This window comes from Laedolimicola intestinihominis (assembly GCF_040096155.1).
In the GTDB taxonomy this organism is placed as follows: Bacteria; Bacillota; Clostridia; order Lachnospirales; family Lachnospiraceae; genus Laedolimicola; species Laedolimicola intestinihominis.
Map to the genome: position 1 here is coordinate 92,033 of NZ_JBBMFE010000004.1, position 15,070 is coordinate 107,102.

A 15,070-nucleotide genomic window follows, 5' to 3' on the forward strand; every position below is an offset into this window, starting at 1 on the left:
CTCCGGAAGGTATCCCGCTTCACCTGACCCGTATAAGCGCCGCCTCGTCGGCTTTCTGTCCCATCTTATCGTCCCCAAATTTTCTCTATAAAATCCATACGGGCGCTCATGCCCTCCATCAGCGCGTCCACAATTGTCAGCGCAGTCATGGCCTCTACCACAACTACCGCGCGCGGCACAATCACCGGATCGTGACGACCTTTCACGCTGATTTCGATATTTTCCCCTTTCTGGTTCACGGTATGCTGCTGCGCTGCAATGGAAGATGTGGGTTTCACGGCAGCGCGAAGCACAATTCGGCTTCCATCGCTGATACCGCCCAGCGTGCCGCCTGCATGGTTAGATTCCTTTTCAATACCATTTCCATGATTTACAAAGGGATCGTTGTTCTGCTTTCCGCGGGCCTTCGCTGCCGCGAAGCCGCTTCCAATTTCAAAACCTTTCACTGCCCCAATCGACAGAACCGCCTTGGCCAGATTCGCGTCCAGCTTTTCAAAGCAGGGCTCGCCGACACCTGTGGGCATGCCGTCTACGATACATTCCACTACGCCGCCGACGGAATCCTTTTCTTCCATACACTGTCCCGTGTATTCTCCCGCCTTTTCTGCTGCCTCTTTATCCGGCATATAGAAAGAATTCTTCTGAATTTCTTCCATGTCAAACTGCTTCTCATCTATTTCCACAGGTCCGATGGATCGGGTATAGGCACAGACCGTAATGCCCAGTTCCTTCAGAATCTTCGCCGCCACAGCTCCTGCGGCCACGCGCCCGATGGTCTCACGTCCCGAGGAACGTCCGCCGCCCCGGTAATCCCGAAAACCATACTTCATATCAAAAGTATAATCCGCATGTCCCGGACGATAATAAGACGCGATTTCGCTGTAATCCTGTGAACGCTGGGAAGTATTGGCTACCAGAATCGAAATTGGAGTTCCTGTTGTCCGTCCCTCAAAAACACCGGAAAGAATTTCCGCCTTATCTCCTTCGGTTCTGCTGGTTGTAAACTGAGATTGTCCGGGTTTTCTCCGGTTAAGATATTCCTGAATATCCGCTTCGCATAAAGGCAGTCCTGCCGGACAGCCGTCAATTACTACGCCTACTCCTTTTCCATGGGATTCCCCCCAGGTAGAGATTGCAAAATGCTTGCCATAAATCGATCCTGCCATTTTTTCCTCTTTCCCTTCTGATAGCGGTCTTCCGTAAAGCTTCCGCTTCTTATCTTATATTTCGTATGATCCTGTTTATCATACCGAACTTTTTTTCATTCGTCAACGCATAAAATATTTTCTCCATGAACACGCCTGAAACAGAGAAACCGCGGTTTCCGAAACATTTTTCGAATGCCGCGGCTTCTCTGTCGAGTTGTATAAATCATGGCAGATGATTAGATATTGTCTTATTGAAATTATTCTGCAAGCTTATAAACCTCCATTACCATATCCACGTCATAGCCTGAATATGCGCCCGCCTTTCCGGTGCCGGAAATCTTCATGGCATTCTCTGCGCAGATCTTGCAGTCCTCCGCCTTGATACCAATGTCGCTGAGTCTGGTGGGCAGACCCATACGCTTCTGCCAGTCTTCCAGATTGCGAAGACCTTCCATGACGGTATCCTCCTGGTTGTCATAGAGACGCGCGCCCATGCAATTTACAGCCCAACGTACGAATTTGGCCGGATTGCTCTTCCATGCATATTTCACCCAAGCGTCTGTGATAATGGAAAGAATCTCGCCGTGAGTTCTCTTGAAGGTAACAGTAATCGGATTTTCCATATGATGGCATACCCAGTCTCCCATCTCTCCGGCTGCCGGCTTCGTGTTGGACATGGCCATAATCGCGGCCAGATTCAGGTTTGCACGGGCATCGTAGTTGGTCGGTTCCTCTTTTGCCACCAGACCTTCCTTCAGAACCGCCTTTACGATAGCCTCGAAGTAACCCTCCATAATCTCATTTCCATTGATGGGGGCAAAGTATACTTCCCAGCAGTGGGACATGATATCCATAGCGCCGCAGGCCATCATCTTCGGCGGCAGGGTATAGGCAAATTCCGGATTGATGATTGCAAAATCAAAGAAGAAGCCCAGGTTGTAAAGACCAACCTTCTCCGGAACCTCCAGACTGTCATCTACTACCATCGCACACAGAGACTGCTCGCTTCCGGTTCCGCCCAGTGTAGAAATAACACCGTGAGGAATAACGGGATCCGGAGTGAAAATATCGCGGTTCACAAACAGGCTCTCCTTCATATTGGCCTGTACAGCGATAAATTTCGCGGTATCCATAACGGAACCGCCGCCCACAGCCAGAATAAAGTCTACCGGATCCTGATGTACCTTCTCGATACACTCCTTACAGTAGCTCAGACGGGGATTCGGCTTTACATCTCCCAGCTCATAATAAGAGATGCCGCTGGCATCCAGGGACGCCCGAACATCCTCCAGAATCTTGGTCAGATAGCTTCCGCCGTCGTGCACGATCAGGCAGCGGTTACCATATTTCTTTATTTCTTCTCCCACGGTTTTGTGAGTGTCTTTTCCGAAAATTACGTTTGTTTTCTGTGAATCATAGAAATTATTCATAATAATCACCTCATTCTCTGGCTGGAATTTTATTCCAGAATTCCCAGTTCCTTCATCCATGCATTTACATCAATGATTGCGTCCTTAGACGGCTCCAGTGTACCTTCACAGAGCGCGTCCGCATCTGCATCCTCTCCCAGCTGGCTCACCACATCGATGACCATCGGAAGATTCATCCCGGTCAGGTGACGGAACTTATAATGCTCCATCAGTCTGCTTACGCAGTTAAAGGGTGTTCCGTTGGGAATATCCGTCATAATGATGACGTCTCCCTTTTCCAGCTCCTCTTTCAGTCTTTTTTCTACCTTTGCTGTCAAATCGTCCGGTCCTTCGCCCGGCTCAAACGTGATAAAATCCAGATCCGGCTGATCTCCAATCAGCATTGTCGTACTTTCTACCATTCCCTTTGCCATTCCGCCATGGGAAACCAAGATTACTGTCACCATCACAAATGTCTCCTTATATATTCCTGCATATTTTTGCATAATTTTGAATTCTGATACATATCTGCAGCCATAGACATCTGCAGCTTCAAGGTACAGAGCTCGTTGCCGTCCTGATAGGTTAAAAGCACCTTGTCATAGACGTCGCTCATCCTGCCCGTTTCTCCCATCGCCATTTCCCGGCCCGTTTCCATTTCCAAGATTTTCACGTCTTTTATCAGCGGATAGGGAATCATGACGGAACAGAAGGTTTCTTCTTTTCCGTCGTTCGCCCGGATTACAATAGCTTTTTCCAATACCCGGACATGAACAATCGCCTGCTCCGGGTTATGCGGATCTCCGTCGAGATAAATCATCTCATACTGCCATCCCAGCACCTGATCGCTCTTTTTTCTGCCGCGTATCATATGAAATGGATGAAATTTTGCTTTTTCCATAACAGTTCTCCTCAGGCCTTTTTCCAGTTCAGCTTTTCGCACAGGAAGGCTTCCACGATATCAAGAACCTGCGGCGTCCAGAAGGGAGAACCTCCGTGGGCAGCGTTATGCATCCGGTACATGGTTGCGTCTTTTCCGGCCTCGCGCATCCTTCGATAGAGAATGACGCTCTGTTCGAAGCTGCAGCTCTTATCCTTATCCCCGTGCAGAATCAATACGGCCGGCGTCTCGCCTTCAAGATAAGATACCGGACTCGCTTTTTCCGCCAGATCAAGATGTTCCTTTACCGGCACGCCCAGAAGCTCATCCAGATGTTCGGTGGATGTGGAATGATAATCAATCATAGCCGGAAGATAAGCAGGACCGTAATAGTCCACTACTGCGCCAATCCGCAGGCTACGCTCCCGATATTCCGGCATCATAGCCATCAGAAGCGCCGTATGCGCGCCCGAGGAACTGCCCCAGGCTGCCAGCTTATCGGTATCCCAGCCAAGCTCCTCCGCATGCTCCCGCAGAAACTCAAGCGCCAGCCAGCCGTCGTCCGACTGAGTTGGGAAATGAAATCCCGGAGCAGGCCGGTATTCCACGCTTGCCACGATAAAACCGCGCCGCGCCATTTCCACCAGCTGCGGAATGCCCGGAACCACGCTCTGCTTCTGCCAGGCTGAACCGCGGATAAAGAGCACCAACGGACGCTTTTCACCGTCCCCGACCGTAGAAGGAAGCAAAAGCTGCAGTTTCAGAGATACGCCGTTGATATTGGCAAATTCCACATCCCGAATGTATTTTACAATCTTGACCTTTGAAAAATCTGCTTCCAGTTCCCGCATACCCTCCGCAGTCAGCGGAGAAGCCTCCATATCCGGCGCCGGAATGCTCCAGCGCTCATTTTCAGAACGAAGCTCCATCTCTATTCCTCCTCTATGCGCTCCATTTCCACCTGTTTCAGAATCAGGCCTTCTTCCATGGTGCATGCAATTTCAAAAAAGTATCGGACTCCCGCTTCTGCTTTCAAATTCAAGATCTGGCTTTTCATGGTGTCCAGTTTAATGTGAATCTTATGGAAGCCCGGCTCACACAAAATGTTGCACTGCTTCTCCATCTCAATTTTCGAAACAGGCGCCCCGTCCAAAATGATCTGAAAGCTCCGGATATGACCGCGGATTCCCTGCTGCCGGTAAAAGGACAGCATGGCCTCTCCATCGTGTGAAAGCTTCTCCTCGTCCACCGCGTCGAACCGTTCCCGGATGTCTGTCTTCGCATGTTGCTTGCCCGAACGGGAGCGCAGAAAGCTTTTTTCCAGTTTATTCCAAAAGCGCATATCCGTAACTTCCTTTCCCTTTGTACTGTCAGATCCCGATTTCAAAAATGGCTGCCGGAGTGCTTGCACTCTGACAGCCATCTCTCCGTCTCAACTAATCCGTCAAATTTGTTTCGTTCCGCTTACGCGCTGAAGATGCCAAGCAGACCGAATATGATTGCAAACACTACCATTGCCAGAATAATATGAATGGACTTCTTTCCGCTGCGCAGTGCCTTTACACATGCAAGAGTCAGCAGAAGGGGAAGAATCTTCGGGCAGATGGCGTCAAACAGAGCTGTCTGAATATTGAACTCTGTACCGCTGATGGTAAAATTCAGCGCGCACTGCAGATTGACGTAATTTACAATCAGACCACCCATAACGCAGCATCCTACGATACCGGCTGCATTCATGATCTTATCCAGGGTTCCTGCTGCCATCACATCAACGATGGCGTCTCCGCCCTTATTATAACCAAGTTTGAAGCATGCCCACATGCAGCCAACCATAATGGCGTACATTGCAACCGCGTAAATAATCGGTCCAAGAACCAGTCCGTTGTTGGTCAGGTCAATACACAGGGCCAGGACAATCGGAATAATAATACCCTGAATCAGGGAATCACCAATACCTGCCAGCGGTCCCATCAACGCAGATTTCAGGCCTACGATCTGGTCTGCGTCGCAGTCCGCTCCTGCTGCCACCTGCTCCTCCATGGCGATGGTTACGCCGTGGATAACCGTACCTACCTCAGGTTCGGTATTCAGGAAGGTCAGATGACGTGTCAGGGTCTCTTTCTGCTTCTCCACATCGTTCGGATACAGTTCCTTTACAACCGGAACCATGGAGTACATAAATCCAACGCCGTGCATGAACTCATAGTTGCCGCCTACGGCACAGGATAAAAACCAGTTTAAAATAGATTTCTTCTGTGTGCTTTTGGAAACCTTTACTACTTCAGCCATTTATGCCACCTCCGCTTTCGTACGATAGAAATACAGAACCGCGCCTACAAAACCAATCATCGCAATCGGGATCAGGCCCAGGCTTAAGTAAGCGGCTGCAATAAAGCCTACCAGAAGCCAGATGCGCGCCTCGTCCTTGAAGATGAAGGAAAGGTTGATTGCAATACCAACTGCAGGAAGCATACCACCGATAAGAGATACAACGGTCAGAATCTTGCCGTTCAGTATGTCTGCCAGAGAGTATACCAGATCGGAACCGAAGTACGCGCAGAGCATACAGGGGATACCGTATCCGATAAAGGTAATAATCAGTGGAAGCAGCCAGGCCGGAATCCACAGAGAATTAATTTTGCCGTCATCAATAAATTTCTGAGCCAGATGTCCGCATGCAGCCAGAACTGTCATCAGCATCGTGTACAGCGCGATAGCTACCAGACCTACCGGAACTGCCAGAACCAGAGCCGCGTCCATATCAAGACCGGTGGCCAGAACAAAAGCGGTACTCAGAACGCCAGCCGCACAGGGGTCTGCCGGGGAAGCTCCGCCGGCTCCAATCCATCCCAGGTAAATCATGTTGATCTGCGCACCAATCATCGCGCCCTCCAGCGGTTTTCCGAATACCAGGCCTACCAGGAAGCCTGCAACCAGAGGTTTGCTGAATACGAAATAGCCTCGTGCGAAGGAATTGTTACCAATCCAGTAAATTACACCGCACAAAAATGCTTGAAATAGTGTCATAACTGTACCCTCCTTGTAACATTACATATCTTTTGCTTGCCTATCTCATTTTAACAATTTCGCCAAGTCAACCGGTGCATTGTCAATCGCCAGCTGGTAGACCATGGTTACTCCCTTGTCAATCAATGCCCGCATAGCGTCCTTTTCACTGTCGCTTGCGAACAGATCCCGGATTAACTTCTTCCGTTTTCCGTATTTGTTGCCACTGACTGCCGCGGAACCGCAGATGATTTTGTCATATACGACTCCCGCTTCATTCATGCGCAGAAAACTCTGCGCACATTTGGTCAGAAGCATCACTTTCTCATTTTCAGGGGAATCCTCTTTCAGATATTCAATCGCCTGATCCACGGTGAAAATCTGCAGTTCCGTTCCAGCCGGCTTCATTCCCATAAAGATCTTACAGGTAAACTTATCATTTACCAGATCATCATCTGCAAGAACGATTACATTTGCATGGGTCGCCTGCATCCATTTGGTACAGACTTGTCCATGCAGTAATCTCTCATCGATTCTTGCCAGGACAACGTTTCTCATGTTTTTCCTCCTTTCCTTATGCCTTTCCGGTAGATCCGCACAGGTCCATGTGATGTGCCGCTACAGCCTTTGCTCCTTCGCCCAGCTTCTCATACAGATCGTACGGTGCCCAGCTTCTGAAGTTCTCCGGAAGTGATTCCTTATAGTTCTTATAGCTGTCAATTGCTCCTGTGTACAACTCATAAGCAACATTCAGTTTATTGATTCCCATGCTGCAGGCCTTCTTCAGGTTCTCATCACCTGTACCGGATCCGCCGTGCAGTACCAGGGGTACCGGAACGGTATCGCGAAGCTCCTCCAGCAGCTCAAACTGAAGCTTCGGGGTATCCTTATACGCGCCGTGCGCGGTTCCGATGGCTACAGCCAGCGCGTCTACGCCAGTCTCCTCAACGAATCTCTTCGCCTCATCCGGACGGGTAAATACGCTCTCATCGCCCATGGCCACATGTCCCAGCTCTGCCTCTACGCCCATACCGCATGCATGCGCGATTTTGGTCAGTTCCTTTACCTGTGCCATATTTTCTTCAAACGGAAGCTTGGAGCGGTCTACCATGATGTCTGTGAAGCCTGCGTGGATAGCCCAGATAGCATGCTCGTACTCTGCGCCATGGTCCAGGATAATGGATACCGGAACGCTGGCCTGTGCAGCCTGCTCACGCGCCCATTTTCCGAAACGCATGATGTCGTTCTTGCCGTACATGAACAGCATAATAACCGGGGAACGCTTCTCCTCTGCCGCCTGCAGGCACGCCATGAAGTTGATTTCATTACCGATTCCAAGTGCCGGAACGCAGTAGTTTTCCGCTTTTGCTTTTGTCAGAATGTCTTTGATATTTGCTAACATGTGATGTTTTCCTCCTTATTTTCTGTCGGTTCTTCGGTTGTCTTATTTATACTCGATGATGCAGCGGAAGGTATCCGGGCGAAGTGCTGTCTCAAACGCTTCCTTGCACTGCTCCGGAGTAAATACACCGCTGACCAGTCTGGACGGGTCGATGATACCCTTTCTCAGGCAGTTTACAGACTCGGTAAAGGAACGAACGCTCGGGCTCTTGGTTCCTGTAATCTTCACGCCCTTGCTGTGAACATATCCTACATCCAGCGGAACCTCCTTGCCGGCATGTACGGAGCTGTACATCACTACAGTTCCTCCGGGAGCTGTCATCTTGATGGCCTGCTCTGCAACAGCTGCCACAGCTGTGGTATTAAATACTGCTTCGGCACCCATACCGTCAGTGTGATCCTTTACAAACTGAACCGCATCCTCTTCCATCGGATTGAAGGTCAGATCACAGCCAAGCTCCTCGGCAAGCTTTCTTCTCTCCGGGTCAATCTCGCTCATGATTACGTAAGCGCCTCTTGCCTTTGCGCACATCACATGGAGCTGTCCCATGATACCGCCGCCGATAACGACCACATTATCGCCAAGGTTGATGGTGGTCTGGTTGACGCTCTGGATAACGCAGCCCAGCGGCTCTGCGAACACAGCCTTTTCTGTGGGCATGTCATCCGGCATGAAGTATACCTGATCCAGATTCAGTTTAATATACTCGCCAAGTCCTGCTGTTCCGGGAATCTCATAACCATCATCGATATCATCTGCCATCTTGCAGAGATTTTCCATGCCGTGACGGCAGAAATAACATTTTCCGCAGGGCTTCTTAATCAGGTTTGCCACGATTTTCTTTCCAATCGGATATGCCTTCGGATCAACGTTTTCGCCAATCTCCGCAATCTCACCTGCCACCTCATGTCCGCCCACAAACGGGGGTGTAATATACTTAATAACTCCGGAGTACATACGCTGCTCCCAGGTACAGAGCGCGCAGCCATTCACCTTCATCATAACCTGGTTCTTACCGAGCACAGGTTTCTTCACTTCACGAACTTCAACCTCGCGCTCGCCTGTAATCGCTACTACTTTCATTTCTTTATCTCCTTTCTGATGCTTGTGCACATTTTTCACACATTCCGATAAACCTTCAAGCCCTTCCATTGCTGTCTCTGACTTTATCTAGACTATAGCATGTTCCCTTCCGTCATAAAATACCAAAGCGCTTCCGTATCGATACAGAAGTATTGTACGCATTGACTATTTTATACATATCTATCTTTCTAGTTTTGTATATTTTGACGGATTTCTCTTGTAAGCGCAGGAAAACCATATTATAATAAGCCTGATTCAGATAAAGGAGGTTTTTAGACATGAATTTACAGCTGACAGATAAAATCGCGATTATTACAGGCGGCACCAGGGGAATCGGAGCCGGAATTGCCCGGGTTCTTGCCTCTGAAGGCGTCCATCTGGCGCTGGCTTACCGTTCCGATACCGAAAGGGCGCTCCAGTTTACACGGGAGCTCACCGCACAATACGGTATACAGGCCTATGCCATACAGGCCGACGTCACCATTCCGAAAGAAGTTGACACTTTTTACCAGAAGGTACTCACACTCTTTCCCACTGTCCACATCCTGATCAACAACGCTGCCGGCGGCACGCCGGAAAATACGCCGATGGAGGAGCTTTCCTTTGACCAGTGGAAGGCCTGCATGAACGGCTGTCTGTCCCATGTCTTCACCATGTCCCAGGCCTTTGTAAAGGAATGTAAAAAGTCCGCCCATGGCGGACATATCGTCAATGTTTCCGCAAAAGCAGCCTTCCACAGCGCCAGTCACAATAAAATACCATACGCCACGGCCAAGGGCGCTATCGCAACCCTGACCCAGCGTATGGCAAATGATCTGATCGAAGACGACATTTTTGTAAACGCCATTGTCCCCGGTTATGTTCTCAGTAATTATTACCGGGATCCGGAATCGCCCCAGTGCAAAGCCAAAGAAAAGGATCTGCGCATCGGCTGGGCCACACCGGAAGATATGGGAAACATCACCGCTTTCCTCTGTTCGCCTCTGTCCCGGCAGATCATTGGCGCTGTCATCGACTGTTCCGGCGGCACCATGCTGTAATATTTACAGGAAGAGCTGTTTCAAATCCTCCGTCGAGTAACATCTCTCCATCATTTCTCTGCCTTTGGAGCTGCAGAGAATCTGATAAGATTCTGCCAGCTGCTCCAGCAGCCCGTCGTAGGTACGGGCATAGCTGACCAGGTGCCAGACTTCCGTCTCATTTTCTCTGCGGTATACATAGGTTTTCTCATCTGCGTTAATACCGATAGCCACCTGCAGACAATGTCCCCAGGACAGACGTTTTCCCTGATAAGGCATTGTCCCGCGGAAAAAGTTATCCTTTACCTGCTCCACCGTATACAGTGCGAAATTTCCTTCTTCATACTGCCTTCTCAGCCGCTCCAGCGAAAAATCCGTCTCCAGCCAGCTGGCTGCGATGGTATCCTGGATATTCCGGATATCTGTGTCCGACATGACGCCTGACACCTGGATACAGGGAATTCCCATATTCTTCAGCGGCACCGTGGAAATAATAAAATCGACAGGCTCCATAGACGCAAGCTTCTCCAGCTGAATCATGGATACCACGTCCAGGATACGATAAGTCGGAAAATACTGGCGCAGCTTGGTTTCCAGCAGCTGTGTCGCCCCAAATCCGCTGTTCGTGACCACCAGAATCTTCTTTTCCATGCGTTTGGCTTCCAGCATTGCCTGATAGTAGATTGCAATGTAAGATACTTCCTTGATGCTTATCTCTTTCCTGCCGTATTTCCGGCAGATACACCAGAGCGCCGCCTGACACAGTCCCAGCAGTTCTCCGTAATTGGCCTCCATATCCTCCAGAATCCGGCTCTGAATCCGGATATCGTACTTCACCCGGTTCAGAAGCGGACGTACATGGGCCAGCAGTCCCTCCATCAGCTGAGAATCCGGCTCCACTGTGATCCGCAAAGCCTTCAGCATATAGTGACTCAGCTCCTTTACCAGCACCGGCGCAAAATCCGTCTCCTCCAGACAGTTCTGCTCCGATTTTCTCGGATACTCCTGTTTTCCCGGCACAATATCAGAGGATACCAGATAGCGGTACAGATAAAAGCTCTCCTGCTCTGCCGCCTCCCAGTGTTTACGGATTATTCCCAGGAGCTCCTTCGCGAAATTCAGCAGCACCGGCTGAATTTTCGGGAATTTATGCTCATCCCATTCGATAAAATGGCCTCTCCTGGTTCGGGACGCGCAGATCAGTATATGATCCCGCAGATAGCTGTAATAAGGCTCCGTAATCGTGTGGCTGCATTGCTGTTCCAGATACCGCATAACTTCGCCGGACAGTTCTACTTCTTCCTCTGTAAAAAAACCCGTATGAATAAAATGTGTTTCTTCTTCGCCGGACTGCATATACTCGCCCGGCGTAATCTCCGTATTCTTGGACGGATTATTCTCCCGTACCCAGGCTGCAATCGCATGGCGAATTCCTTTTTCCGGCCCTTCCAGGCTTCTGCCCTTCCGGCTGGTTACCAGCGTCAGCCCGTAATCAGCCACCCAGTTCTCAATGGCCTTAAAATCATTGACGATACTGGCTCTGCTCACATAGAATTCATCTGAAAGCTTCTGTATCGACAGGCAGCTCTCATCCATCAAAAGCAGACGTTTGATAATCTCCATCCGCCTGAATTCCGCAGGCACAGAGCCTTCCTCACCCGCGCTGCTGCGCAGGCCGTTCAGCAGTTCCTGATTTCCCCTGGCTTTCTCCGGAAGCAGAATACCGCTTCCCGTCTTGCGAATCAAGGTCACATGAAATGGATTCAGATATTCCTGAATCGCCTTGATATCCTGTAAAACTGTTTTGTCCGATACCTGGAGTTTTTCCGCCAGATACTTGGCGGAGCGAAATTCTTTCTCATTTAATAAGAGCTCCAAACATTTTTTCTGTCTCGTATTTAAGTTCGCCATGAGTCTCTTCTCTTTTCTGTAACATCGCTTCAGAGCAGTCCCTTTTGTCAGGAACTGCTCTTTCCTGTTTGTTTCTAACATTTTTTATATCATTTCATGTCTGATTATACAAGAAATCTTCTTTTCTGTAAACCCACCTCTACTCCGTCTGCGCCGCCGGCGTAATCACAATATTCTCTCCGGAGATCCCGGTTTTCCGCTTTACGATATCCTCGATCTGGGCCCTGCCCGCGTCGTCCACATTTTCCATATTAACCACCACATCGGCCTGGCCGTCGGTGATGCTGACCACCACGTCCTCGAAGCCCTTGGCTGCCAGCAGGATTTCCGCCGCCGCTTCCTTCTCGGCGATATCCGTCAGCTCCACCATGCTGTCCACTGCCTCCTGCTTCTGGGCTTCGGAGATATTGGTATTGTTGATAACCTCCAGAAGGGTTTCCTTGTTTTTGGAACGCAGCTGCTCCCGGCTAAGCTTCGCCTCCGCCGCAAAGCCGGTTCCCGCCGAAGAGCTGGCCAGCACCGCCTCGCCGGGTTCTTCTCCCTCCTCCACTTCCGCCGTCTCCTCCCCGTCGGAATCCAGGCTTTGGATATCGCCATCCGCGAACTGCAGCTCCTCCAGTCCGGTCTGGGCATAGAGATCCTCCGCGGAAATGTCGTCCGCGGCGGACGCTTCATCCGTGACAGAGGCGTCGCCTCCGGTCTGTACCTTTGCACCACTAAGCTTGCTGCCGGAATAGTTTAAATACCCGGCCACCGCAATCATAATGGCAAGCGCGGTGATGATCATCTGGTTCTTTTTAAATATGTTTTTCACTTTGCACCCTCCAACTTCATTATTTTTACTTTATGCGCCTCGATGGGAAATAATGCCTGCACAGCCTCCAGAAGCTCCTGCTTCACCACGGCACTGTCGCCGCCCTCCGCCAACACCAACACTCCTTCGATATTCGGCTCCAGCTCCTTCACCACATAGGGGCTTTTGCCGCCGCTGCCGTCCTCATAATATACCGTCTCTTCGCCCCAGTCCTGCTCGTCGGTGGTGCGGCTTCCGCCACTGCTGTCCGTTTCTTCCACACTTTTCCGGGATTCCGGCGTATCCTTCTCCACGATCCGTTCTCCCCGGGATTCCAGAGTCACCATGACCTCCACCCGACCTGCGCCTGCCACTTGGCTTAGGATGGCAGACAGACGCTTTTCCAGCTGTTCTTCATAGGTTAATGTGGCAGTATCTGTCCCTGCTGCCCCCTGTGTCCCGGAAATGTCCGCGTCTTTTTTGTCTGCCCCCATAGTCCCCGTCGTAGTCGGAAGTGCAATTACCACCAGCAAAACACCAAAAAGCAGGAGTACCACCAGCTGCTCCTTTTTCGGCTTCTTCAGCTTACTCATCCAGTACAATTTCCACTTTGATGTCTGAGCTTCCACCTTGCTCCTCCTCTCCGTCCGCCGGATTTTCTGTGCCGTCCCCGGTCATCTCCTGCTTCCGCTTTTCTATCTCCCGCGCATAGTCCGCTTCCAGTTCCGCCTGCCGCCGCGTGAAATCCTGAAGCTCCTCGTCATAGGTCTGCTCTGCGTAAATGCTGTCCAGCGTACCAGACAGGCCTGCCACGGATAACAGAGGCGACAGCACCACCAGCATCAGCACAACCCCCATGAAAAAACGGACATATTTCTTCTGGCCTTCCTCCGGCAGAAGATGGAGAATTACGGTCATCAGGATAGCATAAAACGCGATGTCACGAATCCAGCCATATAGAAACTCTTTCATCCCTGCCTCCTACCCACGCACCGACACGGTCACCACCACAATGGTCACCACAAAGAGCACGGTCACTGTAAAAACCGCCTGAAATAAAAGTCTTACGCCCTCTCCAGCCCCGGACACACAGCCCGAAAAGCGCTTATCACAAACCGGCTGAATCAGGGCGGCGGTTCCCTTTAAAAGCAGGGTCAGCACGCCAAGCTGCACCAGCGGTCCCAGGCAAAGCAGAGCCAGCACCAGCACCGCAGACGCGCCCACGCCATTTTTCAGAAGCACCGCAGAGCCCAGCAGCACATCGGCCACGCCGCCTGCCGCGTTACCGACGCCGGGCAGCATCCGGGCGGCCCTTGTAAAAGCTGTATTTTTCAGGGAATCAATGGCCGGGGTAATCATCCCCTGAATCGTGTTGAACCCCATCACCACCGTTAGCAGAATTTTCAGCGCCCAGCCCACCGCTTTTCCCGTAAGCTCGGTCATCTGGGACAGGTATTCCTCCTTTGTCAGATGATTGATGAAAACCAGAAGCATATACAGGTTCAATACCGGCAGCAGCGCCTCGCCAATCAGCCAGTCCAGCGCGTAGATAAGGCCCAGCAGGAACTGGTAAAACACCAGCGCTGTAGCACCGCCCGCCGACAGGGTCACCGCCAGGCACCAGGCCGGAATCAGGGCCTTCATAAACTCCTGCACCGAAGCGAATACCTGCCCAGCCAGCTTTGCCGCCCCGGAAAATACCTGCAGCAGCAAAAGGAACAGCAGCAGATAGGTCATTTCAAAACTGATTTCCCCGATCTGATCATTTTTAAATACGTCAGTAAAATTCTTAAGGAGCGCCGCCGCAATCCCCAGTACCAGAATCGACACAAATATCTGTTTATCCTGGGTGAAGCTCCGTCCCGCTTCCGTAAGCGCCGTCCGAAAAAAGCTCTCCAGCGTAAAGGGCTGCTCCCCGGACAGCAGGGAAAGCACCGTATCCCGAAAGGAAAAGCTCTGGTTCAGGATCTCGTCCATGGCCCTCTGAATCTCCGAAAAATCCAGTTGTTCCAGTGTAAACGTGTCCATACTCACCCTCCCAGGAAGCTCTGTATCGTCTGAAGCAGCGCGCTCACGATAGGCATGCTGACCGCCAGAATGGACAGCTTCGCGAAAACGCCGATCTGCCCGGCCACTGCCGCGCAGCCTGCGTCCCGACAGATATCGGCGGCAAATTCTGAGATGTAGGTGATGCCGATGATTTTCAGCAATACCTGAATGTAGGCGCTCTGGATGGAAATGGCACTCTGAATCAGACGGATATTTTCTATCACCAGACTTAAGCGCTCTGCCACAGGAAAAAGCAGCAAAATACCCGTTCCGGCGCTGACACAGACGGCATATTCCGGTTTTGTCTGTTTCAGAAACAGCGCCAGAAAAACGCCGGTAATTCCAATCATGACTGCCTGGATCATCTCAT

18 protein-coding genes are annotated in these 15,070 nt (G+C 50.8%); 1 reads left to right on the forward strand and 17 read right to left on the reverse strand.

The window, feature by feature from the left end:
- Positions 1–65: 65 nt before the first annotated feature.
- The 11 genes from aroC to WMO29_RS06210 all read right to left on the reverse strand — a co-directional run bounded on the left by aroC (position 66) and on the right by WMO29_RS06210 (position 8,928).
- On the reverse strand, positions 66–1,166 hold the full coding sequence (gene aroC, locus WMO29_RS06160; protein ID WP_178039374.1) for a chorismate synthase: 1,101 nt from the start codon (positions 1,164–1,166) through the stop codon (positions 66–68).
- A 239-nt stretch (positions 1,167–1,405) separates the two neighbouring features.
- Positions 1,406–2,578, reverse strand: coding sequence for an iron-containing alcohol dehydrogenase (locus WMO29_RS06165; RefSeq protein ID WP_349164193.1), 1,173 nt, complete (start codon positions 2,576–2,578; stop codon positions 1,406–1,408).
- Positions 2,579–2,607: 29 nt separating this feature from the next.
- Entirely contained in the window at positions 2,608–3,024 is a 417-nt protein-coding gene (locus WMO29_RS06170) for a PTS sugar transporter subunit IIA (protein WP_178039372.1), read from the reverse strand.
- Positions 3,024–3,458 carry a hypothetical protein gene (locus tag WMO29_RS06175; protein ID WP_349164194.1) on the reverse strand — a complete coding sequence of 145 codons (435 nt, stop codon included), beginning with the start codon at positions 3,456–3,458 and terminating at the stop codon, positions 3,024–3,026. The genes WMO29_RS06170 and WMO29_RS06175 overlap by 1 nt, the downstream gene beginning before the upstream one ends.
- Before the next feature lie 11 nt (positions 3,459–3,469).
- A complete protein-coding gene (locus WMO29_RS06180; protein ID WP_349164195.1) occupies positions 3,470–4,366 on the reverse strand; it encodes an alpha/beta hydrolase fold domain-containing protein in 897 nt (298 codons plus the stop codon).
- Between the two features lie 2 nt (positions 4,367–4,368).
- Positions 4,369–4,779 (reverse strand): hypothetical protein, encoded by a 411-nt coding sequence (locus WMO29_RS06185; RefSeq protein ID WP_349164196.1) that lies wholly within the window; start codon positions 4,777–4,779, stop codon positions 4,369–4,371.
- A gap of 122 nt (positions 4,780–4,901) precedes the next feature.
- Positions 4,902–5,726 carry a PTS system mannose/fructose/sorbose family transporter subunit IID gene (locus tag WMO29_RS06190; RefSeq protein WP_349164197.1) on the reverse strand — a complete coding sequence of 275 codons (825 nt, stop codon included), beginning with the start codon at positions 5,724–5,726 and terminating at the stop codon, positions 4,902–4,904.
- Positions 5,727–6,464 carry a PTS sugar transporter subunit IIC gene (locus WMO29_RS06195; protein WP_178039367.1) on the reverse strand — a complete coding sequence of 246 codons (738 nt, stop codon included), beginning with the start codon at positions 6,462–6,464 and terminating at the stop codon, positions 5,727–5,729.
- Between the two features lie 45 nt (positions 6,465–6,509).
- Positions 6,510–7,001 carry a PTS sugar transporter subunit IIB gene (locus WMO29_RS06200; protein ID WP_178039366.1) on the reverse strand — a complete coding sequence of 164 codons (492 nt, stop codon included), beginning with the start codon at positions 6,999–7,001 and terminating at the stop codon, positions 6,510–6,512.
- A gap of 16 nt (positions 7,002–7,017) precedes the next feature.
- Entirely contained in the window at positions 7,018–7,845 is an 828-nt protein-coding gene (locus WMO29_RS06205; protein ID WP_178039365.1) for a ketose-bisphosphate aldolase, read from the reverse strand.
- Between the two features lie 42 nt (positions 7,846–7,887).
- A complete protein-coding gene (locus WMO29_RS06210; protein WP_349164198.1) occupies positions 7,888–8,928 on the reverse strand; it encodes a zinc-dependent alcohol dehydrogenase in 1,041 nt (346 codons plus the stop codon).
- 278 nt (positions 8,929–9,206) lie between these two features.
- Here WMO29_RS06210 and WMO29_RS06215 point away from each other — a divergent pair, with 278 nt between their 5' ends.
- Complete coding sequence (locus WMO29_RS06215) at positions 9,207–9,968, forward strand: SDR family NAD(P)-dependent oxidoreductase (protein WP_349164199.1); 762 nt, start codon at positions 9,207–9,209, stop codon at positions 9,966–9,968.
- Between the two features lie 3 nt (positions 9,969–9,971).
- On the opposite strand, the gene WMO29_RS06220 is transcribed toward WMO29_RS06215, so the two are convergent.
- The 6 genes from WMO29_RS06220 to WMO29_RS06245 form a co-directional block, all read right to left on the reverse strand.
- Positions 9,972–11,858 (reverse strand): BglG family transcription antiterminator, encoded by a 1,887-nt coding sequence (locus WMO29_RS06220; protein WP_349164200.1) that lies wholly within the window; start codon positions 11,856–11,858, stop codon positions 9,972–9,974.
- Between the two features lie 139 nt (positions 11,859–11,997).
- On the reverse strand, positions 11,998–12,672 hold the full coding sequence (locus tag WMO29_RS06225) for a SpoIIIAH-like family protein (protein ID WP_349164202.1): 675 nt from the start codon (positions 12,670–12,672) through the stop codon (positions 11,998–12,000).
- A complete protein-coding gene (locus WMO29_RS06230; protein WP_349164203.1) occupies positions 12,669–13,280 on the reverse strand; it encodes a SpoIIIAG-related protein in 612 nt (203 codons plus the stop codon). Before WMO29_RS06230 ends, WMO29_RS06225 begins: the two co-directional genes overlap by 4 nt.
- The gene (locus WMO29_RS06235; RefSeq protein WP_349164204.1) at positions 13,237–13,623 is read right to left on the reverse strand and encodes a stage III sporulation protein AF; all 387 of its coding nucleotides are present in this window, start codon (positions 13,621–13,623) and stop codon (positions 13,237–13,239) included. Before WMO29_RS06235 ends, WMO29_RS06230 begins: the two co-directional genes overlap by 44 nt.
- A 9-nt stretch (positions 13,624–13,632) precedes the next feature.
- Positions 13,633–14,679 (reverse strand): stage III sporulation protein AE, encoded by a 1,047-nt coding sequence (locus WMO29_RS06240; protein ID WP_178039358.1) that lies wholly within the window; start codon positions 14,677–14,679, stop codon positions 13,633–13,635.
- A 2-nt stretch (positions 14,680–14,681) separates the two neighbouring features.
- Positions 14,682–15,065: a SpoIIIAC/SpoIIIAD family protein gene (locus WMO29_RS06245; protein ID WP_349164205.1), complete on the reverse strand. Its 384-nt coding sequence runs from the start codon at positions 15,063–15,065 to the stop codon at positions 14,682–14,684.
- Positions 15,066–15,070 lie beyond the last annotated feature (5 nt).